This window comes from Dyadobacter luteus, assembly GCF_003383615.1.
GTDB lineage: Bacteria > Bacteroidota > Bacteroidia > Cytophagales > Spirosomataceae > Dyadobacter > Dyadobacter luteus.
Genome location: NZ_QNUL01000028.1, coordinates 19,345 through 45,895 on the forward strand (window position 1 = coordinate 19,345; position 26,551 = coordinate 45,895).

22 protein-coding genes are annotated in these 26,551 nt (G+C 42.7%); 6 read left to right on the forward strand and 16 right to left on the reverse strand.

Going from position 1 to position 26,551, the window contains the following annotated elements; genetic code table 11:
- Window positions 1-64 precede the first annotated feature (64 nt).
- Both DSL64_RS23860 and DSL64_RS23865 read right to left on the reverse strand, forming a co-directional pair.
- Window positions 65-931: a tetratricopeptide repeat protein gene (locus DSL64_RS23860; RefSeq protein WP_115833470.1), complete on the reverse strand. Its 867-nt coding sequence runs from the start codon at window positions 929-931 to the stop codon at window positions 65-67.
- A 109-nt stretch (window positions 932-1,040) separates the two neighbouring features.
- The gene (locus DSL64_RS23865) at window positions 1,041-4,805 is read right to left on the reverse strand and encodes an ATP-binding protein (RefSeq protein ID WP_115833471.1); all 3,765 of its coding nucleotides are present in this window, start codon (window positions 4,803-4,805) and stop codon (window positions 1,041-1,043) included.
- Between the two features lie 326 nt (window positions 4,806-5,131).
- Here DSL64_RS23865 and DSL64_RS23870 point away from each other — a divergent pair, with 326 nt between their 5' ends.
- Window positions 5,132-6,283 carry a hypothetical protein gene (locus tag DSL64_RS23870; RefSeq protein WP_115833472.1) on the forward strand — a complete coding sequence of 384 codons (1,152 nt, stop codon included), beginning with the start codon at window positions 5,132-5,134 and terminating at the stop codon, window positions 6,281-6,283.
- A 46-nt stretch (window positions 6,284-6,329) separates the two neighbouring features.
- On the opposite strand, the gene DSL64_RS23875 is transcribed toward DSL64_RS23870, so the two are convergent.
- On the reverse strand, window positions 6,330-6,629 hold the full coding sequence (locus tag DSL64_RS23875; RefSeq protein ID WP_115833473.1) for a winged helix-turn-helix transcriptional regulator: 300 nt from the start codon (window positions 6,627-6,629) through the stop codon (window positions 6,330-6,332).
- A 232-nt stretch (window positions 6,630-6,861) separates the two neighbouring features.
- Between DSL64_RS23875 and DSL64_RS23880 the strand changes: the two genes are divergently transcribed.
- Entirely contained in the window at window positions 6,862-7,776 is a 915-nt protein-coding gene (locus tag DSL64_RS23880) for a ClpXP adapter SpxH family protein (RefSeq protein ID WP_115833474.1), read from the forward strand.
- A 105-nt stretch (window positions 7,777-7,881) separates the two neighbouring features.
- Here the strand turns inward: DSL64_RS23880 and DSL64_RS29350 are convergent, their stop codons facing one another.
- The 6 genes from DSL64_RS29350 to DSL64_RS23905 all read right to left on the reverse strand — a co-directional run bounded on the left by DSL64_RS29350 (window position 7,882) and on the right by DSL64_RS23905 (window position 14,672).
- On the reverse strand, window positions 7,882-8,067 hold the full coding sequence (locus DSL64_RS29350) for a hypothetical protein (RefSeq protein ID WP_229217209.1): 186 nt from the start codon (window positions 8,065-8,067) through the stop codon (window positions 7,882-7,884).
- Window positions 8,068-8,072: 5 nt separating this feature from the next.
- Window positions 8,073-9,527: a glycoside hydrolase family 32 protein gene (locus DSL64_RS23885; RefSeq protein WP_229217210.1), complete on the reverse strand. Its 1,455-nt coding sequence runs from the start codon at window positions 9,525-9,527 to the stop codon at window positions 8,073-8,075.
- Between the two features lie 40 nt (window positions 9,528-9,567).
- Entirely contained in the window at window positions 9,568-10,716 is a 1,149-nt protein-coding gene (gene dgoD / locus DSL64_RS23890) for a galactonate dehydratase (RefSeq protein WP_115833475.1), read from the reverse strand.
- A gap of 144 nt (window positions 10,717-10,860) precedes the next feature.
- Entirely contained in the window at window positions 10,861-11,550 is a 690-nt protein-coding gene (locus DSL64_RS23895; protein WP_115833476.1) for a response regulator transcription factor, read from the reverse strand.
- Window positions 11,547-13,196 (reverse strand): sensor histidine kinase, encoded by a 1,650-nt coding sequence (locus DSL64_RS23900; RefSeq protein WP_115833477.1) that lies wholly within the window; start codon window positions 13,194-13,196, stop codon window positions 11,547-11,549. The genes DSL64_RS23895 and DSL64_RS23900 overlap by 4 nt, the downstream gene beginning before the upstream one ends.
- 9 nt (window positions 13,197-13,205) lie before the next feature.
- The gene (locus DSL64_RS23905; RefSeq protein WP_115833478.1) at window positions 13,206-14,672 is read right to left on the reverse strand and encodes a TlpA family protein disulfide reductase; all 1,467 of its coding nucleotides are present in this window, start codon (window positions 14,670-14,672) and stop codon (window positions 13,206-13,208) included.
- Between the two features lie 204 nt (window positions 14,673-14,876).
- Between DSL64_RS23905 and DSL64_RS23910 the strand changes: the two genes are divergently transcribed.
- A complete protein-coding gene (locus DSL64_RS23910; RefSeq protein WP_115833479.1) occupies window positions 14,877-15,077 on the forward strand; it encodes a hypothetical protein in 201 nt (66 codons plus the stop codon).
- A gap of 159 nt (window positions 15,078-15,236) precedes the next feature.
- On the opposite strand, the gene DSL64_RS23915 is transcribed toward DSL64_RS23910, so the two are convergent.
- Window positions 15,237-16,097, reverse strand: coding sequence for a sugar phosphate isomerase/epimerase family protein (locus DSL64_RS23915; protein ID WP_115833480.1), 861 nt, complete (start codon window positions 16,095-16,097; stop codon window positions 15,237-15,239).
- 277 nt (window positions 16,098-16,374) lie between these two features.
- On the opposite strand from DSL64_RS23915, the gene DSL64_RS23920 reads away from it, so the two are divergent.
- The gene (locus DSL64_RS23920; protein ID WP_115833481.1) at window positions 16,375-17,151 is read left to right on the forward strand and encodes an alpha/beta fold hydrolase; all 777 of its coding nucleotides are present in this window, start codon (window positions 16,375-16,377) and stop codon (window positions 17,149-17,151) included.
- Between the two features lie 189 nt (window positions 17,152-17,340).
- Window positions 17,341-19,461: an FUSC family membrane protein gene (locus DSL64_RS23925; protein WP_115833482.1), complete on the forward strand. Its 2,121-nt coding sequence runs from the start codon at window positions 17,341-17,343 to the stop codon at window positions 19,459-19,461.
- Window positions 19,462-19,584: 123 nt separating this feature from the next.
- Here DSL64_RS23925 and DSL64_RS23930 read toward each other — a convergent pair whose 3' ends face one another.
- The 3 genes from DSL64_RS23930 to DSL64_RS23940 form a co-directional block, all read right to left on the reverse strand.
- A complete protein-coding gene (locus DSL64_RS23930; protein WP_158547976.1) occupies window positions 19,585-20,463 on the reverse strand; it encodes a DMT family transporter in 879 nt (292 codons plus the stop codon).
- 226 nt (window positions 20,464-20,689) lie between these two features.
- Window positions 20,690-21,424 carry a DUF481 domain-containing protein gene (locus DSL64_RS23935; protein ID WP_147300412.1) on the reverse strand — a complete coding sequence of 245 codons (735 nt, stop codon included), beginning with the start codon at window positions 21,422-21,424 and terminating at the stop codon, window positions 20,690-20,692.
- Window positions 21,425-21,626: 202 nt separating this feature from the next.
- Entirely contained in the window at window positions 21,627-21,869 is a 243-nt protein-coding gene (locus DSL64_RS23940) for a hypothetical protein (RefSeq protein ID WP_115833485.1), read from the reverse strand.
- A 584-nt stretch (window positions 21,870-22,453) separates the two neighbouring features.
- On the opposite strand from DSL64_RS23940, the gene DSL64_RS23945 reads away from it, so the two are divergent.
- Complete coding sequence (locus DSL64_RS23945) at window positions 22,454-23,686, forward strand: PQQ-dependent sugar dehydrogenase (protein WP_115833486.1); 1,233 nt, start codon at window positions 22,454-22,456, stop codon at window positions 23,684-23,686.
- A gap of 48 nt (window positions 23,687-23,734) precedes the next feature.
- Here DSL64_RS23945 and DSL64_RS23950 read toward each other — a convergent pair whose 3' ends face one another.
- From DSL64_RS23950 to DSL64_RS23960, 3 genes are all read right to left on the reverse strand, one after another.
- On the reverse strand, window positions 23,735-24,856 hold the full coding sequence (locus tag DSL64_RS23950; RefSeq protein ID WP_115833487.1) for an aldo/keto reductase: 1,122 nt from the start codon (window positions 24,854-24,856) through the stop codon (window positions 23,735-23,737).
- A gap of 148 nt (window positions 24,857-25,004) precedes the next feature.
- A complete protein-coding gene (locus tag DSL64_RS23955; RefSeq protein ID WP_229217211.1) occupies window positions 25,005-25,817 on the reverse strand; it encodes an alpha/beta hydrolase in 813 nt (270 codons plus the stop codon).
- 147 nt (window positions 25,818-25,964) lie between these two features.
- Window positions 25,965-26,423: a hypothetical protein gene (locus tag DSL64_RS23960; protein WP_115833489.1), complete on the reverse strand. Its 459-nt coding sequence runs from the start codon at window positions 26,421-26,423 to the stop codon at window positions 25,965-25,967.
- Window positions 26,424-26,551 lie beyond the last annotated feature (128 nt).

The following is a 26,551-nucleotide window of genomic DNA, read 5'->3' on the forward strand; positions in this document are numbered from 1 at the left end:
GCACATCGGATTAACTACTGCCGGCGTGAATTGATGTTGCAGATAGGTACAGATGCGGTTACTACTAACTCATATTAAGCGCTCTTTTCATAAATCCACCTAAAAAACTGGCAACGAAGGTGAGAATGAGTGAACCATACAGACTGAAGTTTTCTATTTCGGTTTGCCCGGTTGTTTCTGGTTGGGTAGTAAAAAGGAAATAACCTGCAAGTACAAGTACAACCTGCAATGCTGCCAGAATCCAACCCTTTTGTGGTTCAGCGAAACCCAATGCTATAGCACAGATAACAGCTACAATATATGGTAAATGAACACTCTCCGCATTTTTAATCACCAAAATGACCAAGGCACTTGTAAACAGCACCAATACCATACTAACCAGTAGTTTTTTATCAACGAAGGGTTCAGCGCTTTTAACTATTCCACCTGTCCGCGACAATTGAAGAATCTGCTCTGCCTTATCTGTATCGTTCTTTGCAGCCTTATGATGACCCAACTTCTCATTAACCTGAGCACGAAAAAGATAGGGATCCGGACTTGTCTCTTCCGCCTTACTCACAGCTCTATTTGCAGCAGCCAGCGCATCTTCGTTCTGTCCGTTCTCAAATTGTAATTTACCCAGTTCGAGATGAGCCAGCCAAACATCTTCGTCTATACTCAACGCTGATCTGATATCAGACTCCGCCTGAGCAAACCGGCCCTGGGATTTGTAGCAAAGTCCGCGATACAGGAGTGCGATACAGGAGTTGGGTCGACGGGACAGAACGTCATTAAAATAGATAAAAGCCTGCTCATACTCTCCGTTACAATAATACGAGATTCCTGCAGAAAAATCTGCTTCTTCTTTTTCTGATTTAGTTCTCAGATCAGCGTAGTTGCGCAGATAATAAATATAACCGCAGAAAGTGAGGACAGCCAGTAATTCGAGCATTTCCGGAAGACATTTTTAACAGATGTATTATGAGGCTAAGATAGTACAAAACGAATCTGCAAAAAAGTAAACTTCTGCCACACGGGCAACGAATCTACCATCATATCTACTAATCTGCTGATTTATGAGCAACCGGAAGATAGACTTCAAACGTCGCACCTTCTCCTTTTACTCCTTTCGCCACGATCACTCCAGCATGATTATCCACTATTCTCTTGCAAATCGAAAGACCTATTCCAGTACCTTCAAAATTCTGCACGGTATGCAGTCTTTGAAATATAGTAAATATCCTGTCTGCAAATTGCTGATCAAATCCGATTCCATAGTCCCTGAACACAAGACATACGTACTGCTCGTCCGGCTGTAGTTCAATTGGCAACGAAGACTCTACCTTATCGACATATCTTGCGCCGATCTCTACACGAGTATTGTCAGAAGAGAATTTGAGTGCATTACCCAGTAAATTATAAAATAACTGATTCATTTGTAAAGGAACTGCTTCAATCACAGGCAGCTCCCCCACCTCAATAACGGCGCCCTTTTGTTCAATCAAAAACTCAAAGTCTTCCAGTACTTGTTTTAATACAATGTTCAGATCGGTTGGCTCAAAATTACCATCAGAACTGGCTACCCTTGCAAAACTGAGTAAATCTCTGATCAAATGAGACATACGCTCCGACGAAGTTCCTATCCTTCTCAAATAATCGTGAGCGACTGTGTCTCCGCCTGGAATGTTCTGTTCCACAAGTTGAGAAAAAATCTGAATTTTCCGGAGAGGCTCCTGCAGATCATGACTGGTGACATGCGCAAACTGCTCCAGTTCCCTGTTGCTGTTCAGCAGTTGTTCATTTATTTTTTTCAACTCTGCAGTACGTTGGGAAACATGTTTTTCAAGAGTTTCTTCAAGCATTTTCTTGTCATGGATATCCGTACTAGCTCCAAGCCAGTTTTCAATTGTACCGGAAGGACCGCGTTGTGCCACACCCCGGCTCAGATGCCAGCGATATTCTCCGTCATACCTTCTGTATCGGTGTTCGTAAATAAAGTCCTCGCCCGTTGTCAGAGACTTTTGCCAGTGTACAAGATTGTCTTCGCGATCATCAGGATGCACCATGGCAATCATACCATTCTGCTGCAACATTTCTTCACTAAGCCCCGAATACTTAAGTATGTAGTCGTTATAGAAATTTTTACCGCCCGTTTTATCAATCCTCCAAACAAGTTGAGGGGTACTATTGGCCAGAAGCTTAAAACGCTGCTCACTTTCACGTGCCAGTTCCAGAGCCGTAATCAGTTCAGTAACATCGTTGGCAACAACCATTACTCCGGTTGTAACACCTGTAATATCGTGCAACGGTTCAAAAACAAGGTTTACAAATAATGTTGCCGGCCTCCCGTGCCGCAGAATAGCAAGAGGCCATTCATAAAGCACCTTTCGCTCACCGGAGTCAAATACTTCCTTGGCCAGTTTCTCGAACCCATCTGAAGGCGCCTCTTCGAATGCTCTTGCAAAAGTAGCTCCCAGCACCTGCTCACTTGTTTTTCCCCAATACCGTAACATCATGTTATTGGCAAGTTCAATGATTAGTCCGGGTCCCCGGAAAACACCAATTGCCACCGGTGCGCGCAGGAAAAAGTTTCTCAACTCGGCCTCAGTCTTCTGAGTTATGCTGTTAATCCGTACCACAGAACTTACCTTAGAGATCAGCTCTCGCGCCATAAATGGCTTCACCAGATAGTCGTCAGCTCCCCATCCAAGTCCTTCTACCCTGGCTTCCTCGCCTGCTCTGGCCGACAGCAAAATAACAGGAACCCTGATACCCGGCCTTTGACGTAATTCAATCAGCAGCTGCTTCCCATCCATAACGGGCATCATCACGTCACTGATAATAACATCCGGACGATCAAGTGCTATTTTATCCAGAGCATCCTGCCCGTTTACGGCAAAATCTATTGTAAAATAAGGAGATAACAGTCTTCCGATATACGCACGCATATCGGCATTGTCGTCAACAACCAACACCTTCACCTCTTTTTGAACAGAGAACTCCTGTTCGGAAATCTGTTGTTCGGAAGAGGACTTTTCTTCCATCTCTATATTCTCCGCATCGAGCAAACTCATCGCTTCACGGATGAAAGTCTGTCTTTCCAGAGAAACCTTTTTGTGCGCCTTGCCTTCAATAATCTGATCCTGAGAAAGGTGCTTACTGCCAGTGGGGATCTTTACCGTGAAGGTGCTCCCTTCACCAAAAACACTATCCACACTAATCATTCCATGGTGCAGATTTACAAGTTCCGAAACGAGTGATAGTCCGATTCCTGTACCTTCATGGGTTCTGCCCAACGCATTTTCAACTCTGTGGAAGCGTTCGAACATATGCGGAAGCTCATGCTCCGGAATGCCGACACCCGTATCACGTACGCTTAGAATCGCCTGATCGCCAGCTTCCATCACCTGCACAGTAATACTACCGGCCAATGTATATTTAAATGCATTGGAAATAAGGTTCAGTACGATCTTTTCCCACATATCCGTATCCACATACACCGGTGCTTCAATATGCTGAACCTCAATGATCAATTCCATCCCGGCACTTTCAACAACAGACCTGAAATTAGATGCGAGGTCTTCCGTAAGCTCTCCGAGACTTACCTGTTCAAAGGAAGCTTTTACTCTGCCTGCTTCCATCCTGCTAAAATCCAGCAGATTATTTACCAGCTTTAAAAGACGCTGTGCATTGCGGTATATGGGCTCATAATCTTTCCGGGCTAACCCGGTTTCGGGATGATCTATTGCCTGCTGCAAAGGTCCCAGAATCAACGTCAGCGGCGTACGAAACTCATGACTCACATTGCTGAAGAAGGCAGTTTTTGCACGGTCAATCTCTGCAAGTTGCTGAGCACGTTTTTGCTGTTGCTGGTAAGCATCTACATTAGAAAATGCGGTGGAAACGGTATTGGCAAACAGTGCAAAAAAGTTTTGATATTCCTGATCCAGAGAACGCCCCGAACTCACACCGGCGACGACGTAACCGTACGGACTTTCCTGTCCGGCAATTGATATCGGGAAAACAAGCGCCGTTTGGGGAGAGAGTTCAAAAGGACCGCTCTTGGTTTCGGGAAAAAGTTCGGTAAGTTGGGTAAGCTGAGTCGGCCAGCTATTTGTTTGGGTAAGTTCCTGCACTGTAAATGAAACATCACTCCCCGACAGACCTGCAGACACCTGCAAATGGGTCTGACCGGAATAATGATCCAGCTCGTAAATTTGTAAAAACGGCACATCAAAAACAAAGTCTCCCTGAACCTGAGCAATAATATCGCAGATTTCCTGATTTGATTTTGCATCAGCGGTACGAATAGCCAGATCCCGTAGTACTTGGGTTCTTCTGGCACTTAGAATCTGATCCGTAGTCTCGGTAATCGGGTGAAAAATACCTCCTACATTCCCTGATTCATCCCTGATCGGAGCAAATGAAAATGTCATAAAAGCTTCTTCTATATAGCCATATCTATCCAGCAGCATCTGCTGATCCTTGATATAGGTACCCTCACCTGCAAGGCCCCGGTCAAAAGCAGCACCTACAACCGGAAGAGCCGTTTCCCAACATATTTTGAAATTCTGACCCATTGACTCCGGATGTTTAGCTCCGCAGATAGGACGGTAGCTGTCATTATAAATCTGAATCAACTCCGGTCCCCAGGCGATCAGTATAGGGAAAGTAGATGAGAGACAAAGACTGACACTGGTTCTTAAGCTCTGAGGCCATCCACTAACCGGCCCCAATGCAGTAGTTGACCAGTCCATTGAACGAATGAGCTCGCCCATCTGGCCCCCACCAGATAAAAATTGTTCATCATTTTCAAAACGCTGCATTATGGCTTTCAGTGGTAATTTGAAGTTTTTGTATATCCTATAAAGATAAGAGGTTGTTTCTACTTAGCATCACTTCTGATTGGTTGTCAAAAAAGGATATTCTTCCATAAACCTTGCAAAAAGAATACCAATGGCACTAAAAAGATGATGCAACTGCAATTTGCGAAATCATTTATCAATTTTTAAAATCGAACATTAACTAGTTGTACGAAAAATAACCACCTTTGCAATCGAAGAAATTCTAAATTCTGCTCTCTCCGGAAAAATATTGGCTTATTTAACTATCAGTAAGATTGTTTATGAACTTCCCATTTTCAACTAACTCTATGGTTAGTGCCAAAATTCAATCCCTTATCATTTCATTCCTCCTATTCTGTATCGTTCTATCCCTTACGTTCCCCAAATACCTGGAAATTTTAAAACATCCTTCACCGTCAGATGTTTACGGACATTTCTTCTATAAAATACAGCATCCATTCACTCCAGGCACACAGGTATCCACTGCCAGCCATGAGTCCAAAATAGCATTCAGGCTCACAGCACCTTTAATCGCAAAACTTATCGGAGTTCAACCGGGAGCCTCCGGCAGAAGTGTCGTATGGCTATATGTACTGCAGTCAGTTTTATTGATTCCTTTTCTTTACATGCTGCAAAACCTTCTCAAAAGATATACCTCTCTTAATAATTCACTTCTTTTTGTGGTGGCCTGCTGTGCGACCTATCTGGCCAAATCATTTTTTTGGGACTACGATTTCTGGTTCGATGGCTTCGCCTTTTTCTTTATTCTGGCGAGCATGTATTTCAGGCATATAATTCCCGTCGTTGTTTTTTCTCAGCTTGCCTGCTGGACCGACGAAAGAGCAGTAGCTGCAATGGCAGGTGTGTATCTTTTTCACCTGCTTCGTGAGGTAAATTTCGAAGCAGCCGTAAAACTGAATAAGCAACTGTTTATCAATTCTTTTTACAAAGGACCAACCAGCTACATCTTTTTATCCTGCATGCTGTATGTAGGCCTGCGTTTAATGTTACTGCAAATTTTTGGCCTTTCTACACCAAGAGGGGAAGCTGCAGGCGTGAGTCTTTCACTGATTCCTTTTCAGTTCCAACACAGGCTTGTCGGTATATTCCTGACGTTTGAGGGACTTTGGATCATTTTTACGCTGACTATGCTTCATATCTACAAAACAGGTGACAGGCTTTGGTTTTACCTGATCGGCCTGATCCTGCTCATGCAATTACTGATTGCCTACAGCGTTTTCGATATTACAAGAAGCATTACTTACGCGTTTCCCCTGTTCATTATCACGTTCATCATTTTTAGCAGGATTAAATCTGAAACGTCATTCAGCACAATCGTCATCAGCACATTAATCTGCATTGCGATTCCAACACAGTTTCTGATTTTCTTTCCTCGTCAGATACCCTGGACTATATTGTCTATGCAGGAGCTGAAACCTATCATCAAAACGCTATTGTAACAACCCGGGCATTTTAGAAATCAGTACAGACTCGTTTTCTAAAATACTAAGAAGACAGGTTTTCCAATTGTAAAAATATCGGCACCATTGTTCTTCCTTTTTCGGACAAAATATATTCTATGTGAAGTGGTTTAAGTTTAATGACTGTTCTATCAAGCAGCCCCTGCTCCTCCAGCTCTTTCAAAGCTGTAGCTATGGACTGTTTGTTGGAACCTTCCAGTTGTCTGAGCAAAGTATTGAAACGAACTGGTTCTGACAGGGCTAGTCTGAAAATTTGTGGTTTCCACTTACCAGAAAGCTGTTTCAGAAGCAACTCTGCCGGACATTTTAATTCACTGGACTCCATTCCGAATAATTTTAATAAAATTTCACTGTACTTTACCGCATACCTAACGGTCAACAACAAACTTAACAGCTAAGTTGCTGTTGGAAATGATATAGTCACAAAAATTTGACTAATTGACTCGCTTGAAATTTAAAAAGAACTTTGTAGTGATAAATGAGCTGGTAAAACTTATTGAAATACCATCAGCAGTTAATCAGGGTATTCCTGACAAGTCACTTGATTTTATAAATGTATGCAAACACAAGACATTAATCCACTTCTTTGCGATATTGAAACCGGTATGTGCGAAATGCCGGAAGTTAGTATTGAAAACCAAAATGATATCGTATACTCTTCTGAGAAAACTGTTAAAATCATCTATTTTACAGACCCAATTTGCTCCTCCTGCTGGGGCATCGAACCGCAATTGCGTAAACTCAAACTGGAATACGGTCAGAATTTTGAGATTGAATACCGTATGGGCGGTCTTCTTCCTGATTGGAGCTACAACAGCGGCGGCATCAGTAAACCTTCTGACGTGGCGCATCACTGGGATGAAGTGAGTATTTACTATGACATGCCCATTGATGGCGATGTGTGGTTGGAAGACCCTCTGGATTCTTCCTATCCGCCTTCTATTGCATTTAAGGCAGCGCAATTACAGGATGAGCAAAAGGCTGTAGCGTTGCTGCGCGAACTTCGTCACATGGTCTTTTTGCAGAAGAATAATATTGCCAAATGGGAACATTTACTGGAAGCAGCAAAAATCACCGGATTGAACACCGAACAATTTACTGCGGACTACAAAGGAAAGGCGAAGGATCTTTTTGAGCAGGATTTGCTATTGGCCAAACAATTGGGTGTGCGAGGTTTTCCAACCATGTTTTTTGTTGACCAGGACGGAAATCAGGAAAAAGTGTATGGTACGAAACCCTACGAGGTGTATGAAAATGCATTGCTGAAACAATTCCCGAATGCAGGTAAGAAACCTGTGGATACGAATTGGGAAAATCTGTTTTCAAAATTCAATACGTTAACATCAAAAGAATTTTCTGAGTTAGCCAATTTTGACCGGCAAAAAACAGAGGTTTATCTTCAAAATCTGGCAGATTCAGGTTTAATAGACAAGTTGAACACTAAAAACGGGAATCTCTGGATTAAAAAATAGGTCGTCAGAAAACGCATCACCTCACACCTTACAGCTCCTAAAATAAAGAATGCTGGATTAACTTTCGAAGTAATCAGAAGTAAATCCAGCATTACACTATCACCACTATTTCCAGATTGATCTGGTTTTAAAAAGCTCCAGATGCTTTATTTCTATACGGTTACCCCAGAATTCAAGGATGGATTTATAATCTGCAGCCGGCTTTCTCTGAAGCGAATAGGAATAAGCACCGTTATCAATAAATACCTCTACAGAGGTCTTATCGACATAAATGTCAGCTGTGATTTCCATACTTGTCATTCCGGAGAATAGAATACTCCATTGACCAAATTAGAATTCATGTCGTAATCCAGTATGCGTTGTCCAAATAAAGACAAGCCTGCGCTGGTAGCATGGGATAACTGAATAGTTGTACTGATACGGAACTGATCTGTCGTTTCTATTGATTTCAGTTTTTCGTTCGCCGACTGAGATGACAAAGACGACCACCGACCGGCAGACTGAAACAATTTCTCCACTTCTTTAACAGGACTACTCACCAGACGTACGCCATTTTTGGTATTGCGTAACTTCAGTTCCGTAGGCATCAGCATCATACCATTGAACGGCATTCCCTGATGTGAAATTCTGCCCCAACCGATTTGTATTCTCCGCGGATCGCTGGCTGGCATATTGGCAAATGTCTGAGCCGCGTAAATACTTCCCGTTGTATAGTAGTGCTTCCCTGATTCAGGCGTAAATTTTTTACCATCAAAAGAGCCTATCATGTATGATGCCGAGGCACCATACATCACCCATTTGGATTTAGTTTTATCGCCATCCACAGGTAATTCAAACAAATCAGGACATTCCCAAAAACCGGTGATATGGCTCTCATATTGCCATTCCTTCAGGTTTTTGGATGTATAAACAGAATGACCATCACGCTCATTGAGCACCATTACCCAGTGTTTGGAAGGTTCGTACCACATCACTCTCGGATTCCTGGTATCTTGGCTATTCCATTTTGCTTTCGAATCAATGAGCGGATTTTCACTGTATTTCGTCCACGTTCGCCCCTTATCCAGACTGTAAGCCATACTTTGTACCTGCTTCTGAGGATTGTCGACAGTATAAAAAGCGATCATCGCAGGAATACTTCCTTTATTGAAGCCTGCGGTATTGTTGTAATCGATGATCGTAGAACCTGAGAACATCGTACCGGTACTGTCAGGTGACAAGGCTGTTGGCAACTCTTTCCAGTGAACCATGTCAGCACTTACAGCATGTCCCCACGACATATTCTCCCACTCCCGCTCGTAAGGATTATGCTGGTAAAAAAGATGGTACTCACCATCATAGAAAACCATCCCGTTGGGATCATTAATCCAGCCCCGTTTAGTTGTAAAATGAAATTGTGGCCGGTTCTTTTCATTGTAAAGAGAATCCTGACCCGTAATCACGTCGTCCTGATAAATTTTGCCGAGCCCCTCTTTTTTGCCATCGTAGCTGATAGATATGGTTTGTCCTTTGAGCGCAGACACATCGCAGAATACCCAATAATCAGGCTTACCGGAAGCCAGCCTGATTTTGAAAGAACGCTCCTGTCTGTCTTTCACTTTGAATTGCATGATCCCATGTGCCTCGCTTTGAGAAACCGGCAAATTCAGATAACGTTTGGTGATCGTGATTGGAACAGACTGTGCATGAGCGAACTGAACAGCAACCAAAAACATTGAAATAGACAACAGACTGAAAAATCTGACACCCATAAAGTATGGATTGTTAAGGAAGTTTAGGGCTGTTTAATGATTACCATTCCGCTGCACTGCCATCTTCATGTTCCCAGAGAGGATTCTTCCAGTTATGTCCTACCTCAGCCAGATGACGGACTTGCTCTTCATTGATTTCGATGCCTAAACCAGGCCCATCGGGTATATTGACAAACCCGTTTTCATACTGAAATACAGATGGGTCTGAAAGATAATCCAGCAAATCACTACCCTGGTTATAATGTATCCCAAGACTTTGCTCCTGAATAAATGCGTTGTGGCAAGTTGCATCCACCTGCAAACACGCTGCCAATGCGATAGGCCCTAAGGGACAATGAGGTGCAGCCGCTACATCATAAGCTTCCGCCATCGATATAATTTTTTTACATTCGGTGATACCTCCGGCATGCGACAAATCGGGCTGAATGATATCCGCATAACCATCGGAAAGCAACTGTTTGAAGTGCCATCTGCTGAACATCCGCTCGCCGGTAGCGATTGGAATGCAGGTATGGTTGGCTATTTCGCGCAAAGCTTCATTATTTTCAGGCAAAACAGGCTCTTCAATAAACATCGGTCTGTATTGTTCCAGCTCCTTTGCCAGCACTTTTGCCATCGGTTTATGAAGACGCCCGTGAAAGTCAACACCTATGTCCAGATCATAGCCAACTGCCTCGCGGATTGAAGACACGCGCTCTAAAACCAGATCAATTTTTTTATACGAGTCGATATACTGCATTTCATCAGTCGCATTCATTTTGATTGCTCTGAAACCCGATTCAAGTGATTTTTTAGCAGTATTGGCTACATCTGCAGGACGATCTCCACCGATCCAGGAGTATACCTTTATTTTGTCGCGACACTTCCCGCCCAAAAGCTGGTACACCGGAGCATTGTAAAATTTGCCTTTAATGTCCCAAAGCGCCTGGTCAATACCAGAGATAGCGCTCATCAGAATAGGCCCACCGCGATAAAACCCGCTACGGTACATCGTGTTCCAGTGTCCTTCAATATCCATCGGATCCTTCCCGATCAGACCTTCCATTAATTCGATTACGGCCGCTTTTACAGTAGCCGCCTTTCCTTCAATCACCGGCTCTCCCCAACCTACAATACCCTCGTCTGTTTCAATCTTCAAAAACAACCACCTTGGTGGCACCTGGAACAACTCGTAACTTCTGATTTTCATTTTATAAATCCGGATTCAATGTGAAACAGCGAAGCTATTTATTTCTTCGCTAATGGCAAAAGCAGCAAGCGGAGGATTTATATCTGTGTGAAGAGAATATTTGACGAGGCTGATAGATACATTTAAAGAGGATTGATATCCACCTCAGCAAACGAGCCTGTAGCCAAAGCCCCGATGATTAATGATTTTTACGGAAGGGTCCTTCCTCAGGTGGGATCTCAATTTGGAAATGTACACGTCGAGACTGCGCGAACTGAAAAAATCATCATTCTTCCATACTTTTAGCAAAAGTGACTTTCTGGGAAGCATCTGAAGCTGGTGTTCGAATAAGGTGGCCAGTACCTCGCCTTCTCTCGCGCTCAACTGTATCACCCTTTCTCCAAGAGTAAGTTTGTTTCTTTTCATGTCATATTCAAAAAGGCCAATAGATACGAGTTCTGTTTCTGCAACACCTATTTTTTGTACCAGATTCCTGTTCAGCAGCGCTTCAATACGTACTATAAGCTCATCGAAATCAAACGGTTTTTTAATATAGTCGTTACCACCTGCCCGAAATCCTGCCAAAAGATCTTCTGTGGTTGACTTGGCTGTGAGGAACAATATCGGAATGTAAATATCCTTCGTTCGAATAGCGTGAGCTATCTGCAAACCATTTAGAAGAGGCAGCATTACATCCAATATAACCAGGTCTGGTTTTACTTCTATGTAAGTTTCGTAGGCCATCAAACCATCAGAAATATGAATTACTTCGAAATTCTGGGTTTCCAAAGTATCTCTGATAATTTCGCCTAAGGCAAGCTCATCCTCTACAAGCAAAATGCGCGCAGCTTTCATAACGATTCCGGTAGTGTAAAAATAAATTCAGTACCCGACTCCCCGCACCTACCCAGACCAATTGAACCGCCGTGTTTTTCAATGATCGCTTTCACGTAGCTCAGCCCAAGTCCATATCCTTTGATGCGATGCCCGTTAAGATCAGGGACTCTGAAAAATTTATCAAATATAAATCCTCTGAATTCTGCAGGAATCCCAATGCCATTATCCATGACCGACACCTGAATTCCATTAGCCACGTTACGGCAATTTATAGCAATACTGACTGCATCTGCCGAATACTTAATTGCGTTGTCGATCAGGTTAACCACTACATTCTGCATATGTAATTTGTCAGCAAACACATCAGTCTCAGCCTCGTACCGGACTGACACACTGATCTGCTTCTCTTTTCGTAACTGCTGGGAATCTGCAATAGAATTCAGCATTGTTTTGAAGTCAAAACCTTCCGGGTTCAACTGAAATCCCCCGTTTTCGTACAAGGATACATTCAGAATCTGATCCACCATCAAAGAGAGCCTTTGTATTTCAGAAGTGGCCGTCCGAAGATATATGGATGTTTTACCAGGATTCTGATTTAAATCAACAAATTTCAAACCCTGAACCGCAGCCTGCGCCGTTGTTATAGGTGTTTTCAGCTCATGGGATATGTTACTGATGAAATCATCCTTTATTTCAGCAAGTTGCTTTTGCTTTACAATGGTATTGTACATTACCCACATGCACATCCCGACAAACAGCAAGGCGATTACAGAACCCAATATCCCAGTGAGCATTTGCCGTCCTATAGCCGTGTAAGGTGTTTTTACAGATAGCAGAACCGTCGGTACTTCTCCTCTTAAAACATCATTTATATCATTCAGAATAGGTTTGGATACGAAAACTGAATCCTTCGAAACGTTTAAACTGTCAATATAGCTTTGCAACAAATCCAGCTTATAACCCAGTGACTGCTTATCGTCCGAACCCGGAATTACACCAAAAACCTCCCTCGATGCGGCGGATTTCTTCTTTATTGGTGGTGGTTGCACCACTTTCTTTGTATAAATGTCGCTTAAGTCCTTGTACCACCTAACTTTACCTATAAAGGACTGGCCGGCATCAGCAAAGGTTCTAATGACCGCGTTTGCCAAATAGGTTGTATCCTGAATCGAATGAAAAAAGTAGGTCAACTTCATCTGTGCAGCTTTCTCAGGAGAGCCATCTGGATAAGAATTGATCCCTATTGTAGCAGAATAAAGCGGTTTGAGCTCACTAAACGTCAGATCAGACATTTTCCTTACAAAAAAAACATGAGGGTCTTTGTGAATTGCAAGTGTATCGCGGCTGGTTGCATCGTACATGGCATAACTATTATCTATACCGTTATTAAAGCCAATTTGGATTCCCTTGGTGAAGTCAAAAATTCTGAATCCAAAGTCATTCTTGTTCCGCACTACTTTCTGCATAAGTATCCTTACTGTATCAGCAAGTTGCCTGTCTCGTTCAATCAGGGCGACATCCAGTAATTTTTTAATATCAGCCTGCTTCTTTTCCTTGCTGACCGCGTAGCTGTCCATCAGCCAGATTCCCTGCAGTATCACAACCGCAGTTATCGACAAGCACATCAGCACCAGAATCCATTTCATCGGGTATTTTCTCATCATCAAAGCTGATTAAATTGATAATATTTTCCCGATCTCCTCTACTCTCTTTACATGGCTTCCCACTACATAACCCTCGCTATTCACCACGAAATGGGATGGATAGGAATGAAATTTAAAAACGTTATTTAATATCGCTGCTTCGTCGTTTGTCAAATTGATAAAGTCTCCGTTGATCTTGTATTTTTCCTTCACACGTTGTACGCCTTGTTCTTTAGTTTTGACAGAAAAAAATACAAATTTGATAGGTTTGCCTTCAAAGGCTGAGATCAATTTGGGGTAGCCGGGCATTTCCATCATACAAGGCGCACACCAATCTCCCCAAAAGTCGATAAAGACACTAGTACCCTGTAATTTTTCAAATATCCGGATCAAATTAACCTTCAGACTATCACTTGCTTTAGACTCCCGGATCTGGCTGATGATATGAAAGCTTGGAAAACCCTTATTGATGGATGCTGACAATTTCTCAAATTTGTTTTGGAGGACCGGATTATCAATCACCGCAGAAAACACTGCCCCCGCCACTACGTTCGCCCTGGCTCGTGCATCAAACTGACTGGCATACACGTTATAATACATCAGTTGCTTGACCAGTCCGTCGGATACTTTATCAATCAGTGGCAGACTGCCCGTAACAGGGCTATTCCCATTCTCCTCTTTGAGAACAGCATACTCCGGATTGATCGCCAACATAATGAGGTATCCATACGAAAGCCTGTTCAGGAATTCATAGTACGCAGAGTTATTGAAGGCTTCAGCATTTTCAATGGGTATTGATCCAATCAGACTTTGTAGCGTCTCATGAGAAATCGTCTCGTTTACTTTCCCAAAGAAGGGATGTAAGAGAATCTCCCTTGCTGCCATATAAGTCAATTGATTCTTCTGCCATTTACCGAAATCCTCATTTTGAACCTTGCTGTTACCAATAAATGTATCCAGTAATGCCAATTGTTCTTTCAAAAGTTTCAACCTTAAAGAAGCAAAATCGCTGTCCGATAAACGTTTGTCTCCCGGATTAGCCTGCGTTGCAAAATCTTTTCGGCGCAATTCATTTTGGAATTGAAGAAACAAATGATTGAATCCGGCAAATTCCCCCTTACATACAAAGGCATCGGTATAGGAGCGTTCTTTTCCCAGCTTTTGCGTGTCTATTTCGAGCTGAAGGTGCCCACCCGGCTTTGCTACAGCACTTACATATCCATCTCCATAATTAAGCTCAATATCACCAGCGAAGGGTTGAAAAACCAAGCCCTCGAAGGATCCGTCAGAAGCCACCTGAAATGCATGGTTGTCACGGTTTCCCGATACGTCAAATGTGATGATCTTCACAAAACTTTCGTGCTCGCCTCTTTTGAATCCCAGGATTTTACCCGTTACAAGAATACTGTCTTTATCAGTTAAATTGGCTGGTAATTTTTGCCCGAAACCGGAGTATGCAACAGTTGTAAGAATCAGAATAAAAAGGAGTCGCTTCATGTTCTAAAGATTTAGTCTGAACCAAATATAGATGGAGTTACAATCTCATAAAACCTATTTAGGGAACGTTAACATTGATCAAAAAGAGAAAACCACAATTCTAGTATCTGCCAACAACCTTGTAGCACACTGAAAGTTTAAATACGCCATCTTATTGACAATGAGCAGCAATAACCCGTATCTTTGCGGCTCAATATCAAAAATATGGTTGCTAAAATTTTAACCTCTATCGGGCTGGCCAGCTCCAATATCCTGCTCTACTACTTTTTAATGCAATTAGAAGTGATTCCAGGTTACAAATTACTCTTTATTCTGGTGAGAGCAGTATTCATTACAAGCATTCTCATGCAAAGTCTGGTGGCTTGCGGATTCTTCAAAGGACAGAAGCTCTGGACCTGGAAATAAGCCGGTGTTTTGTTCTAATGGATGTAACAATAAAAAAGTCCGGACATGCGAACATACCGGACTCTGATTTACTTTATTATCAATTTTTGTTTTCTGATTGCTGAAGGATTGCTGCTAAGGCAAGTATGTTCATCTCATTTGCATGTGATGAGACCTTTTTTAGTAAGTCAGACTTTTCAGATAGGATATCGTCTGCGGCACCTGAGTCTTATAGCTTGGGCTTTCGTCTTCGATATAATAATGTTCAATTCCTGATTTCCTGGCAGCTTTCAGAATAGCAGGAATATTCAATTGCCCTGTTCCCAAAGCCACATCATTTTCTACCGGCGTACCTCCTGAAAGGTTACCTTCCACACCTTTTTTAAGATCCTTAAGGTGCATCAGTTTATAACGTTTCGGATACTTGGTCAGTAATTCAGCCGGATCGCCGCCAGGGAAAAACGCCCACAGAATATCAAGCTCGAAGCTTACGTACTTTGGATCTGTTTTCTGAATGATATAATCCATCAAAGTTCCGTTTTCGTACTTTTCCCATTCATAACCGTGATTGTGATAGCAGAAAGTCAGATCGTGTTCATCTTTCAATTTTTTACCGATCTGGTTAAAGTCAGCAATGGCTTTATCAGCCATCTCTTTTGTAAAGGCTCCGCTATGAGGAATCCAAGCCACACGAACAAATTTAGCACCCAGGGTTTTGGCATTATTGGCTACCTCGTCTGTTTTGTTAAGCGCGTCGGGATACTGTACACCAAAGGAAGAGCATTTAATACCACGCTCGTCGAGCATTTTGCGAAGTTCTGCAGCCGTTTTTCCAAACAAACTTGAAAACTCCATATCCTTAATACCGAGTTTCTGCAAAGTGTCAAGCGTTGCAGCCGGATCTTTGGCCAGACTTTTCCGGTAGGTGTACGATACCATTCCCGGTGTTCCGGGAAAAAGAGGCTTGCCCTTTTGAGCAACTACTGCACTCGTAACAAGGCAGATAAGGGTAAAAGCTAAAACAATACTTCTGGTTTTCATGTTAAGGATTTTTGGGTACAATAGCAGGACGAGTTTGGTATGTTCCGACCCCGATAAACAGTGATTCAATTCAAAAGTGCGCAAAATTGACTATTTGAGCAAATATCAAGAAGTCTATAAAACTTCGAAGCACTGGAATCATAAAATATACAAATACCATTAACCAGTATTTGGTACAAACAAACAGAATCAGGAGAACAAACAGCTATCTATCTTTATGATTAAGAGAATCATTGCTTCCTTTAATCGCAACTAAACTCAGCAACTTATAAAACCCATGGCTATCAACTTTTCCAATGGCTATTCTCTGGTGAATGGGATCAGTATGTACTATGAACTGTATGGCGAGGGACAACCGCTCGTGTTACTGCACGGAGGCGGTTCTACAATACAAACCACTTTTGGGCGCATCATTCCGGAACTGGCCCAATTCCGCAGGTTGATTTGTGTAGAACTTCAGGCGCATGGTCGCACCGGTGACAGGGATACCCCTATCAGCTTTGCGCAGGATGCAGATGATGTGGCAGGTTTGCTGAAAAATCTAAATGTTGAGAAAGCAGATATTTTCGGATTCAGTAATGGAGCCACCACAGCGCTTCAGATGGCAATCAGCCATTCGACCATATGTGGGAAAGTAATGGCAGGCTCAACCCTGCTCAAACGCAACGGAGCACCTGCCGGCTTCTGGGAATTTATGAAGCATGGTACGTTTGATCACATGCCTGACCTGTATAAAGATGCGTTCTTGTCTGTAACTCCCGACCAGGTAAAGCTGCTGAATATGTATCAAAAATGCGCAGACAGAATGAATCAGTTTAAAGATTTTACTGACGAAGAGATCAGATCCGTTCAAGCGCCTGTATTGCTTATTAACGGTGATACAGATGTAGCCAGCTCAGAACACATTGTCGCCGTATCCCGCCTGATCCCCGATTGCCGGCTTGCTATTCTGCCGGGAGGGCACGGTGCCTATTTGGGTGAGATCACAACGATTTCAGATCATTTCGATAGCCGCCTCATTCTTTCCTTACTGCAACAATTCCTTTCATCATGATACATTACTGATCCGAATCCCACTGGCATCACCTATTTAAGACTCCTTATCATTGTAACCGCACCTTCATTATCTGAATGAACTTTGCTAGCTTTGAGTCGATTCCTCAAAAAACAGAAATTGTTGTGGAATGACACAGATTGGCATAATATATATGTGTATCTGCATCGGGATTTTCAGTGAGTTTATATGAATCAAAAAAGGATCAAAAAGCAGATCAGTAATTTTCTTAACGGAGAGTATTTTACCGATGCCCTTCGTATTACGCTCAGCATTATTGTTCCTGCCGGTGTGCTTTTCGCTCTCGATTTGCCACAACCTGCCATCGGCGTTGCACATGGCGCGCTGCTGATCGCACTAACCGATATCAGGGGTACAATCGAAGACAAACGTACCACCTCCATTGTGAGTATCCTGCTATTTTTCGTCGTATCGCTCCTATCCATTGTCGCACTTCCCTACCCATGGCTGATGGGCGTAATTCTCTTTTTTGTAACCTTTGCCTGCTCCATGCTAACTGTCTATGGGAGCCGGTTTTCGATCTCAGGTACCGCAGCCATTGTACTGATGATTTTTATATGGGGACTGAAACCATCCGGACTTTCATTTTGTATTTATCTCCTGACAGGCAGCATTTTATATCATTCTATTAGTTTGCTTCACTTGTGGATTTGGCCTGAAAGATACTTGCGTTATGCAATCTCGGAGTGCCTTTTAACTACACACGATTATCTTAAAGTAAAAGCGCTTTTTTACGATCCGAATATTCCGCTGGAAGAATGTTACAAGAAAGCCATTTTAACTCATAACCGGGTGAGTGGGGCGCAGCAACAATTAAGAAGCATTCTCCTGCGTGACAAAGCGGCAATGCATAACAGTAACCTTAAAGGACAAGCACTGCTACGTGCAGCCGAAAAGACCATCGACCTCTACGAACAGATTACGGCAATTCATTATTACTATGATTTCATCAGAGAGCAATTTGCCATTACCGGAGCGCTGGACCTGATCCGCCAAATGGTGGAACATCTTACCGCCGACATGCTTCATATAAGCGAAATGAAGCCTTTTTCTCAGCAACAGCAAAGCCTCGAAACAAGCCGCCAACTCAGCCACCTTACGGCCAGATTTGAGTACGTAATCAGTAAAGAAAGCCACTCAAATGCTGAAATTCTTTCGAAATTACTGGTCAATCTAAAAAGCATACATGCAGATATTCAAGGTATTCACCGCATACTCAGCAATGCGAACGCCACCAGTATTACCAACGAACCTAAACCGGAATACCACCATTTCGCTCCGTTCGAAAATATGGAATGGAAACAGCTCTTGGCACATTTCAAGATCAGTTCGCCTATCTTTCGGTTTTCCCTCAGACTCGCACTGACATGTCTTTTCTGCTACATTTTAGCCCAGTTTTTTGAGCTTGGGAGATACAGCTATTGGATATTGATCACCGTTGTTGTTATTATCAAACCTGCATTTAGTCTTACGCGAGAGCGAAATATACAACGTCTTACAGGAACGATTATCGGTATCGCCATTGCACTCATCTTATTGTTTTTTGTCAAAAATACGATCGTTTTACTCGCTTTTGGAACGGTGTTTCTGCTTACGTTCTTTACCTTCAACAGAACCCATCATCTGCTGAGTGTGATTGGACTTACACCTATGATTATTCTGGTTCTTTACATCTATGGAGACAGTGGATGGGGTTTTGTGCTGGAAAGGATTTATGATACGCTGATAGGCTGTGCAATCGCTTTTGCAGCGACGTATTTATTTCCGTCGTGGGAATCGAGCAGGGTACCGTTTTTATGTAGAGAGCTACTGAAAGCCAATATCCATTATCTCGAAAAACTACAGGATGTTATCTCGGAAACGCCGCTCACTCCTACCGGTTATAAACTGGCAAGAAAGAATGTTTATATCGAACAGGCCAATCTGTCATCAGCTTTTCAACGTATGCTTGGCGAGCCCAAACACAAAACAATAGCATCTGAAAACATTTACCATTTCCAGATGCTAAACCATATTCTGAGCTCTAATATCTCATCTCTGTTTATGTCTGCTGCCAATCGTCAATCGACGGATTTCTCCTTTATTCAATCCGTCATCACCTCACTCACACAAAGCGAATTACTTCTGAATAAACACCTTCCGCAATCTGTCTCTATTGACGCCAGTGATACCCATTCTTATGTTCAGGACTATTCTGTAGAAAAGCATCAGGATCCCTTGTTCGTACTGAAAGATATTGCCAAAGAAATCAGGATTTGTTGTTCGGAGATCAGAGCAAATCTGATTTGACAGAACCCGCTACCTGGCTGGAAATGACTTTAATAATTCTACATTCCCCCGCAAATCTATGTAGAAACAATGTGCACCCAATTGGTACTTCGTTTTCTTTATCGCCTTGATTGAGTCAAAATCTCAGCTTCGCCTTAACCGTTTCAGCCAGTTTAAACGGAGTTCAGAAATAACCATTGCAGCTATTATAAATCCTCCACCAAAAATAATCCTTTCTGTTAATGCTTCATGCAGAAAGATTACTCCCGCAACAGTGGCAAACACCGGCTCGCAAAGATACACCAGCGCTATTTTCTCTTCAGGCAGATAACGCTGAGCAGCATTCTGAACCGAGTACATAAATGCAGTAGCCGGCAATGCAGCAAATAAAACCGCCTGCCAGAAATCACGATCGGCAGGAACCCAGTTGACATCGCCGTCAAACAAAGCCATGAGTCCACACCCTACTGCACAAACCAGCATCAGCACAATTACAGCCGGAATCGGATGCTCTTCGTTTGATACATGCGCAACCTGCAACACATACAGAGCAAATCCGAAGGAACATGCTAGTGCCAGCAAATCCCCGTAACTGATTCTGAGTTGATCAGCGGCACTGATAATGAAAAGCCCGGTGACGGCAAGCAGACAAGCAATCCAATTATTCAGTTTCACTGGTTTTTTATAAATGAAGAATTTCAAAACCGGTACGAGCACCACTTCAAATCCTGTAATAAAAGCTGCATTTCCGATAGGTGTGTAACGCAGACTAATCGTTTGCAAAATCGTCGCTGCCAGTAAAGGTATACTGATCAATGTACCTATACGTATTGTATTAAAGGTGATTAGCCTAATCTGCCGATAAAACCATAGCGCTACAGCAACAGCCGCAGTCAGGAATTTATAGAAAAGAAAAATGAATGGAGAAGTAACGGAAATACCCGTTTTCACAAATGTAAATGAGATACCCCAGAAAGCAGTACCCAAAATTAACAACAGAAGAAACAGATTCTTTTTGCTCATTGTAAACCAAATGTTAGTGTTAAACAATTGGTCAGAGCATGTGCAGTGTAAGCACAAAAGAACCAAACACATCCCCAATTTCTTCTCTAACGCTGGGACACGTTTGCTGATAATGAAGTTCTAATCTGCCACAAAAGTAGTGCCGGAGAGATTGCCTTGCAAATATTCAAGAAAAATCCGGTGAGAATGAACTCAGAAATGCAAGGTGCCCCTACTTAGAAGTTGACTAGAAGAAGCGCTCAAAGACTATCCCGTAAGTAAGAATAAAATTCTCCTTTTCCGTCCTGCTGATCAGGTTGTAGTTCAAAGCTGTGTTAAGTGTGACCCAGCGCCAAACCTTAAAACCTACATTTAAATTCGTAGTTACGATATGGTCATTCCGGTAGGTGAGTGAAGGTTGCCAGAAGCCAGAGCCCGTTAAAGTGATAAAATCTTTGTGTTTCCAGTTGAGTTGTAACCTGAGGGAATTTCTGACTGTCTGATACCCGAACTCCGCGCTGTCAGGCTGGATGATATTGCTCCGCTCATACAAAATTCCATCGCTGACACTGAACATCAGATTTTCCTTATTCACAATACGATATGCCAAGCCCAGACCAGATTGTACTTGCTCATTGATTTTCAAAGAAAAACTGGAAGTAAAATTAACAAGTCCCCAGTAGTAAAAATCAGGCACTTTTTTGTTGTAGACATTAAAATCAACGGAGGCGTTGACATCATTATTGGTCATTGTTTCCAATGTTCCGCCATACAGCCATGCCGCGTTGGTATTCATTACAAACCGTTTCTTTTTGACGCTAAAGTTGCCGCTATTGTTTAACAGATAGGTCATCCCTTCGGATGTTTTGTTGAATGTCCCAGACGTCGACAAACGTACTCTATGTGTAAGCGAGTCACTGAATTGGCCATAAACAAAACCTATATTCAAAAAGAAAAACAGAGAAAAAAGAATGAATTTCATACAAACAGCATTGATAAGATGTAACTTTTCTGATACACCTTTTTGAAAAACTGAACTATTGCCGCCTACCGGCAAAAGAACAATGCCACTTATCACACATCGGTCACATACGGACTGCAACAAGGAATGGAAAGGATTATGATAGAATAAAAACTACATTTCGGGTATTGTGCCTACAATTGCAATCAGACAGGCTACAACCTTACAGACTATCCAAAACCTCTATTACCGCATTGATCAACCCTGAATCCAACGTTTTTCCATCTACCGGCGTTTCTATCAAAGCTCTATACTGTTGACTGTCATCTTTCTCAAATACTACCTCTGTCTCGCCGATCGTCAGGTACAATTTATAGGTATATCCAAAACTAACCAGCCTTCCGTCTATTGTTAACTCCTCTCCTTTATACTCAACGGGAATCTGAATCGGTTGTTCATTTTGCATAACTCTCTTTTAAAATTTCTCAAAGATAGCTGACCACCTTCGGGTAAGAAAATCAGGAGGGGCGATTTTGCCAGATAGAGGGAAGGTTTGCAACACAAATTTCTTTCCTTTAAAAAAGTAAGGAAGACCTGTCCGGAATCCTCTATGCCCAACACACCCTTTTCCCTATTCCCAATGCCCTTCTAATTGCTTTTTATCAACCAATGTCTGGACGATTCTAAGAGAAATTGGCATTTGTTATCAATATTCAAGTAACTTAGAGGTAGCTACTAATTTTTCACAAGGATTGAATCAAAAGTAGTTTGGTTAGAGAATTAGAAAGGGTGGTCATTTTATGGTCACCCTTTTTCCTTAAATAGCTCCCATATTCAAGATTTTTTACGATGAAGGGGAAATATAGACTTGCATTTCGTCGAATTTTTCAGCGGGTTGAGGAGGTTATGGTTGTTGTTGGTCAAAAATAGCCTTCAACGCCTCAACAAACTCCATCTCTGTAAGCGTTATGGTAACGGGCATTCTTTTTGCCTGTTATCCATTTTCACACGTCACAAGAAATCATCACATCTAACCATCTGACTTAATTTATGAGAAAATTAGCGCTTATCACATTGGCAACCGCGGTAATATCGGTTGCTGCCTGCAAGGACAACGTGACAGATGGCCCTGAAAATCCTGTTGAATCGGATACTACAACCTCTGTTGAAACCAATCCTGCCAATACCAATTACCGACCTGCTTTTGCCGGACAAACCCGCATTACCGCTGTAAAGACCTCTACGAACTGGTCGAGCCAGGTTTTAACAGAATCCCTTCGCAGCCCCTGGGGAATCACAACTTTACCCGACGGACGTTTGCTGATAACAGAAAAAGCAGGAACCATGCGCATAGTGACCAGCTCAGGTGAGGTCTCAGAAGCTATCTCAGGCATACCAACTGTAAATGCGGGTGGGCAAGGAGGTTTGCTGGGCGTAAGGGTTGATCCTGAATTTACAACCAACAGGATGGTCTACTGGGTATATTCTGAAGCTGCAACAGGGGGGAATCTGACAGCAGTTGCAAAAGGCAAGTTGTCGGCAGATGAAAGACGAATTGAAACACCAACGGTGATTTTCCGTGCCACGCCAGCTTATGGCGGCACACTGCATTATGGAGGAAGAATTCTTTTCGATCAGTCAGGGAATCTTCTGATCAGTACCGGTGAGCGATCAGACGCTGCAGTGAGAACGCAGGCACAATCTCTCAATGCTGCACCAGGGAAAATCCTCAGAATAACGAAAGACGGAGCTCCGGTACAAGGTAATCCGTTTGCAGGCCAAGCCAACGCCCGGGCAGAAATCTATGCCTATGGCTTCCGTAATCCGCAGGGACTTGCTATCCATCCGGTGACAGGCGACCTATGGGAAAGTGAGCATGGTCCTCGCGGTGGCGATGAAATTAACCGGATAGCAGCCGGCTCCAATTACGGCTGGCCGATTATCACTTACGGAGTAGAATACAGCGGTGCTACGATTGGCGCAGGTATCCAGCAACAGGATGGTATGCAGCAACCTGCCTATTACTGGGATCCTGTGATTTCTCCAAGCGGAATGACCTTCTATGCCGGGAATCGTGTTCCGGAGTGGACTAATAATCTATTTGTAGGTGCGTTGAGCGGACAGCATATTGCCAGACTTGTAATTCAGGATAACAAAATTGTAGGCGAAGAAAGGCTTCTTGCAGATCAGTCTCAGCGTTTCCGGGACATTACCCAGGGAAGTGACGGAGCACTATATGCCATCACCGATCAGGGAAGACTGTATAAAATTGACCGGCAATAAACGGAAACATACCTGAGTGATGATAAACCACTCAGGTATGTTTGGATATCACTTTCTGGTTTGCTCTGCCTGAACACCCGTGTATCTCGCCCCGACTATCTCAATCTTTGACAGATCCTCATTCAGCTTTTGTAGTTCCCCGGGCTGGAAAGCGTAATTAGCTGCCCACATATTTTCCTGCAAGTGAGCCAATTTCGTAGTACCGGGTATTGGAACAATGAAAGGCTTTTTCGCCAGCAACCATGCCAAAGCCACCTGCGCTACTGTTAATCCTCTTTGATCGCCAAATTCTTTGAGTAGCTGTATCAATGGCCAGTTTGCTACAATAGCATCGGGCTGGTAGCGCGGCAATGATTGTCGGTTATCATTGGAATTGACGTATTTAGTGCGTTCATTAATATACCCGGAAATAAGTCCTCGACTAATCGGACTGTAAGGAACAAATCCTATTCCCAGCTCCTGACAAACCTCTATGACATCCTTTTCAGGCTCCCGCGTCATGAGTGAGTATTCACTTTGCAAAGCCGTTACTGGCTGTATAGCATGTGCTTTTCGAACTACTTCTGCACTGGCTTCACTCAACCCGAAGTTCCTTACTTTTCCTTCTTTGATCAAATCTTTTACTGTTCCCGCCACATCCTCTATCGGAACGTTGGGATCTACACGATGCTGGTAAAACAAATCAATATAGTCTGTTTTCAAACTTTTAAGTGAGTGTTCCGCTACCTGCCTTATTCGCTCAGGCCTACTGTCCAAACCATTCGCCGGCTTCCCATCTTTAAAACCGAATTTGGTAGCAACTATTACCTTTTTACGTATGGGTATCAGCGCCTCTCCTACCAGCTCTTCATTCACCATAGGACCATATGCCTCGGCTGTATCAAAAAATGTAACTCCCAGATCATAGGCATTGCGAATCAGATTGATCATCGCTTTTTTATCCGGCACAAAACTTCTGTGATAACTCATACCCATGCAACCCAAGCCGAGTGCAGAGACTTCAAGCTTGTGTTTTCCCGAGCCCAATATTCTTTTATCCGGAGCTGACGATTTTGTCTCTGAATCTGATGGAGAAAACGATGATGCAGATGCAACTGAACTCACAGCTGCCATAGTCGCACCCAATGCCATCCCCGATTTTAAAAACGATCTTCTATTCTCACTTTTCATGATGCTGATCAAATTTGTTTTGAAAACTGCCCCGCAAAGGGGTTATACAAAACTGAGAATTTGAAGAATGGATTGCAGTATACAGATTACGGAGATTAGTACCATTATTACTGGTATTAATTCCAACTGCCGCAATTTCACTTTTAACTTACTTCACCGGATACAAAGCCCGGAGCGCGTTAAATACAGCCTGATGGGTAATGGTGGCGTGATCTTCTCCGGGCAAATAATCAAAATGGACTTGCAACAAAGGAGATTTAATTTGCTGTAATTTTTCAAAAAGCAGATTGGCATCTACCTCCATAACATGAGGTTGGGCACTCGGCGCCAACCCTTCCTTGCCCACTGCGATATATACATCCGTTTTCTTGTGTAATGCCGCAGGTTTCAGATTAAACAGTGAACCATTGTCCCACCACATACTCGGACTTATGATAATATACTTATCAAACAGTGCAGGCTTCTTTAAGAGTACTTCCGTTGCCAATAATGCTGCTAATGACTGGCCTATAAGTGTTTTTGAACTCTTTGTTTTAAACTTCTTCTCAATAAAAGGCTGGAGTTCCTGTTCTAGAAACCGAATGAATTTTTCTGAATGACCACTGGTGGGTAGCTTTTTCTTTTCCGACTCAATTGTAGTTTCAAAAGTAAAATCCCGCTTTCTATCTACGTTAGCAATCCCGACAATGATAGACTTTGGAACGCGGTCAATCCAGGCGAAATTATTGAACTGAAAGATACCCGTAACATGTATAAAGTCTTCATCCGCCGACCCGTCAAGCAGATATACAACAGGATAACGGATCGTATCTTTTGGATTATAGCCCTCGGGAAGGTATATATTCAAAACCCTGTCTTCCGACAATACAGTAGATTTGATCCTCTCTATCCTGCCCAAAACAAACGGTGTGCTGTTATCATCAGTAGTTTGACTGAATGCAAAATGGGCTAAAAAGGTCATAAAAATGACCGGCAACAATACTCTCATCCGGTTAGTTAAATAGTTACTCCGGCAAAAATAGGAAATTTAGTTTGAGGAAAATCCGGCGTACAGAGATGCATGTTCTATTTTCCCCTCCGCCTAAAAGTTGGATTACATGATGAATACCTATTTGCTGATCGCCAACTGATAAGTCCTCACAACATTGCCGTTTAGCGTATAACTTTCCAATGAGTTATACGAATCATTACACATAAATCCAGTGTTGCATTCCTGTTTAGTCACAACAAAATCGGATATAGCATACCGTTCGCCGGTGCTGATAAGCTTTACCACATAATTTTGCTCAACTGTCAACCTGGTTGGTAAGAGAATGAGCTGATAAGTTCCGGGTGAAAAATTGCTGGTAACGACGGTAACACTGTCGACAGGATTAGTAGCATTTGCACCCTTATTAAATCGCTGAATAACAATCGTGTCAAGATCACTATTAGCGAAATTGTTAAAAGCAATCTGATCCATATTGTCTGCACCAATGCACAGTTTCTTGGTACAGCATCCTGCTGTACCAATTACCAGCGGAGCTACAATGAACAGGACTAAAGGATTGAGTGAAAGGTTTTTCATATTATTTCATTGAGTAAGTAATATTCTGAATATCTGAAGCGGAATAGTTCTCCAATATCCGAATTATTCTCCGGCTCTTTCCACTCAGAAAGTAAAATATCCTCTCTTATCTCAATAGCTTTCAGGTT

Excerpts from the sequence above, each read along its gene's own strand:
- DSL64_RS23930 (WP_158547976.1), bottom strand. The coding sequence starts at position 20,463 with ATGAGCAAAAAGAATCTGTTTCTTCTGTTGTTAATTTTGGGTACTGCT.
- DSL64_RS23925 (WP_115833482.1), top strand. The coding sequence starts at position 17,341 with ATGAATCAAAAAAGGATCAAAAAGCAGATCAGTAATTTTCTTAACGGA.
- DSL64_RS23915 (WP_115833480.1), bottom strand. The coding sequence starts at position 16,097 with ATGAAAACCAGAAGTATTGTTTTAGCTTTTACCCTTATCTGCCTTGTT.
- DSL64_RS23880 (WP_115833474.1), top strand. The coding sequence starts at position 6,862 with ATGCAAACACAAGACATTAATCCACTTCTTTGCGATATTGAAACCGGT.
- DSL64_RS23870 (WP_115833472.1), top strand. The coding sequence starts at position 5,132 with ATGGTTAGTGCCAAAATTCAATCCCTTATCATTTCATTCCTCCTATTC.
- dgoD (WP_115833475.1), bottom strand. The coding sequence starts at position 10,716 with ATGAAAATCAGAAGTTACGAGTTGTTCCAGGTGCCACCAAGGTGGTTG.
- DSL64_RS23950 (WP_115833487.1), bottom strand. The coding sequence starts at position 24,856 with ATGAAAAGTGAGAATAGAAGATCGTTTTTAAAATCGGGGATGGCATTG.
- DSL64_RS23905 (WP_115833478.1), bottom strand. The coding sequence starts at position 14,672 with ATGAAGCGACTCCTTTTTATTCTGATTCTTACAACTGTTGCATACTCC.
- DSL64_RS23920 (WP_115833481.1), top strand. The coding sequence starts at position 16,375 with ATGGCTATCAACTTTTCCAATGGCTATTCTCTGGTGAATGGGATCAGT.
- DSL64_RS23935 (WP_147300412.1), bottom strand. The coding sequence starts at position 21,424 with ATGAAATTCATTCTTTTTTCTCTGTTTTTCTTTTTGAATATAGGTTTT.
- DSL64_RS23860 (WP_115833470.1), bottom strand. The coding sequence starts at position 931 with ATGCTCGAATTACTGGCTGTCCTCACTTTCTGCGGTTATATTTATTAT.
- DSL64_RS23895 (WP_115833476.1), bottom strand. The coding sequence starts at position 11,550 with ATGAAAGCTGCGCGCATTTTGCTTGTAGAGGATGAGCTTGCCTTAGGC.
- DSL64_RS23945 (WP_115833486.1), top strand. The coding sequence starts at position 22,454 with ATGAGAAAATTAGCGCTTATCACATTGGCAACCGCGGTAATATCGGTT.
- DSL64_RS23900 (WP_115833477.1), bottom strand. The coding sequence starts at position 13,196 with ATGATGAGAAAATACCCGATGAAATGGATTCTGGTGCTGATGTGCTTG.
- DSL64_RS23885 (WP_229217210.1), bottom strand. The coding sequence starts at position 9,527 with ATGGGTGTCAGATTTTTCAGTCTGTTGTCTATTTCAATGTTTTTGGTT.
- DSL64_RS23910 (WP_115833479.1), top strand. The coding sequence starts at position 14,877 with ATGGTTGCTAAAATTTTAACCTCTATCGGGCTGGCCAGCTCCAATATC.
- DSL64_RS23940 (WP_115833485.1), bottom strand. The coding sequence starts at position 21,869 with ATGCAAAATGAACAACCGATTCAGATTCCCGTTGAGTATAAAGGAGAG.
- DSL64_RS23865 (WP_115833471.1), bottom strand. The coding sequence starts at position 4,805 with ATGCAGCGTTTTGAAAATGATGAACAATTTTTATCTGGTGGGGGCCAG.
- DSL64_RS29350 (WP_229217209.1), bottom strand. The coding sequence starts at position 8,067 with ATGGAAATCACAGCTGACATTTATGTCGATAAGACCTCTGTAGAGGTA.
- DSL64_RS23875 (WP_115833473.1), bottom strand. The coding sequence starts at position 6,629 with ATGGAGTCCAGTGAATTAAAATGTCCGGCAGAGTTGCTTCTGAAACAG.
- DSL64_RS23955 (WP_229217211.1), bottom strand. The coding sequence starts at position 25,817 with ATGACCTTTTTAGCCCATTTTGCATTCAGTCAAACTACTGATGATAAC.
- DSL64_RS23960 (WP_115833489.1), bottom strand. The coding sequence starts at position 26,423 with ATGAAAAACCTTTCACTCAATCCTTTAGTCCTGTTCATTGTAGCTCCG.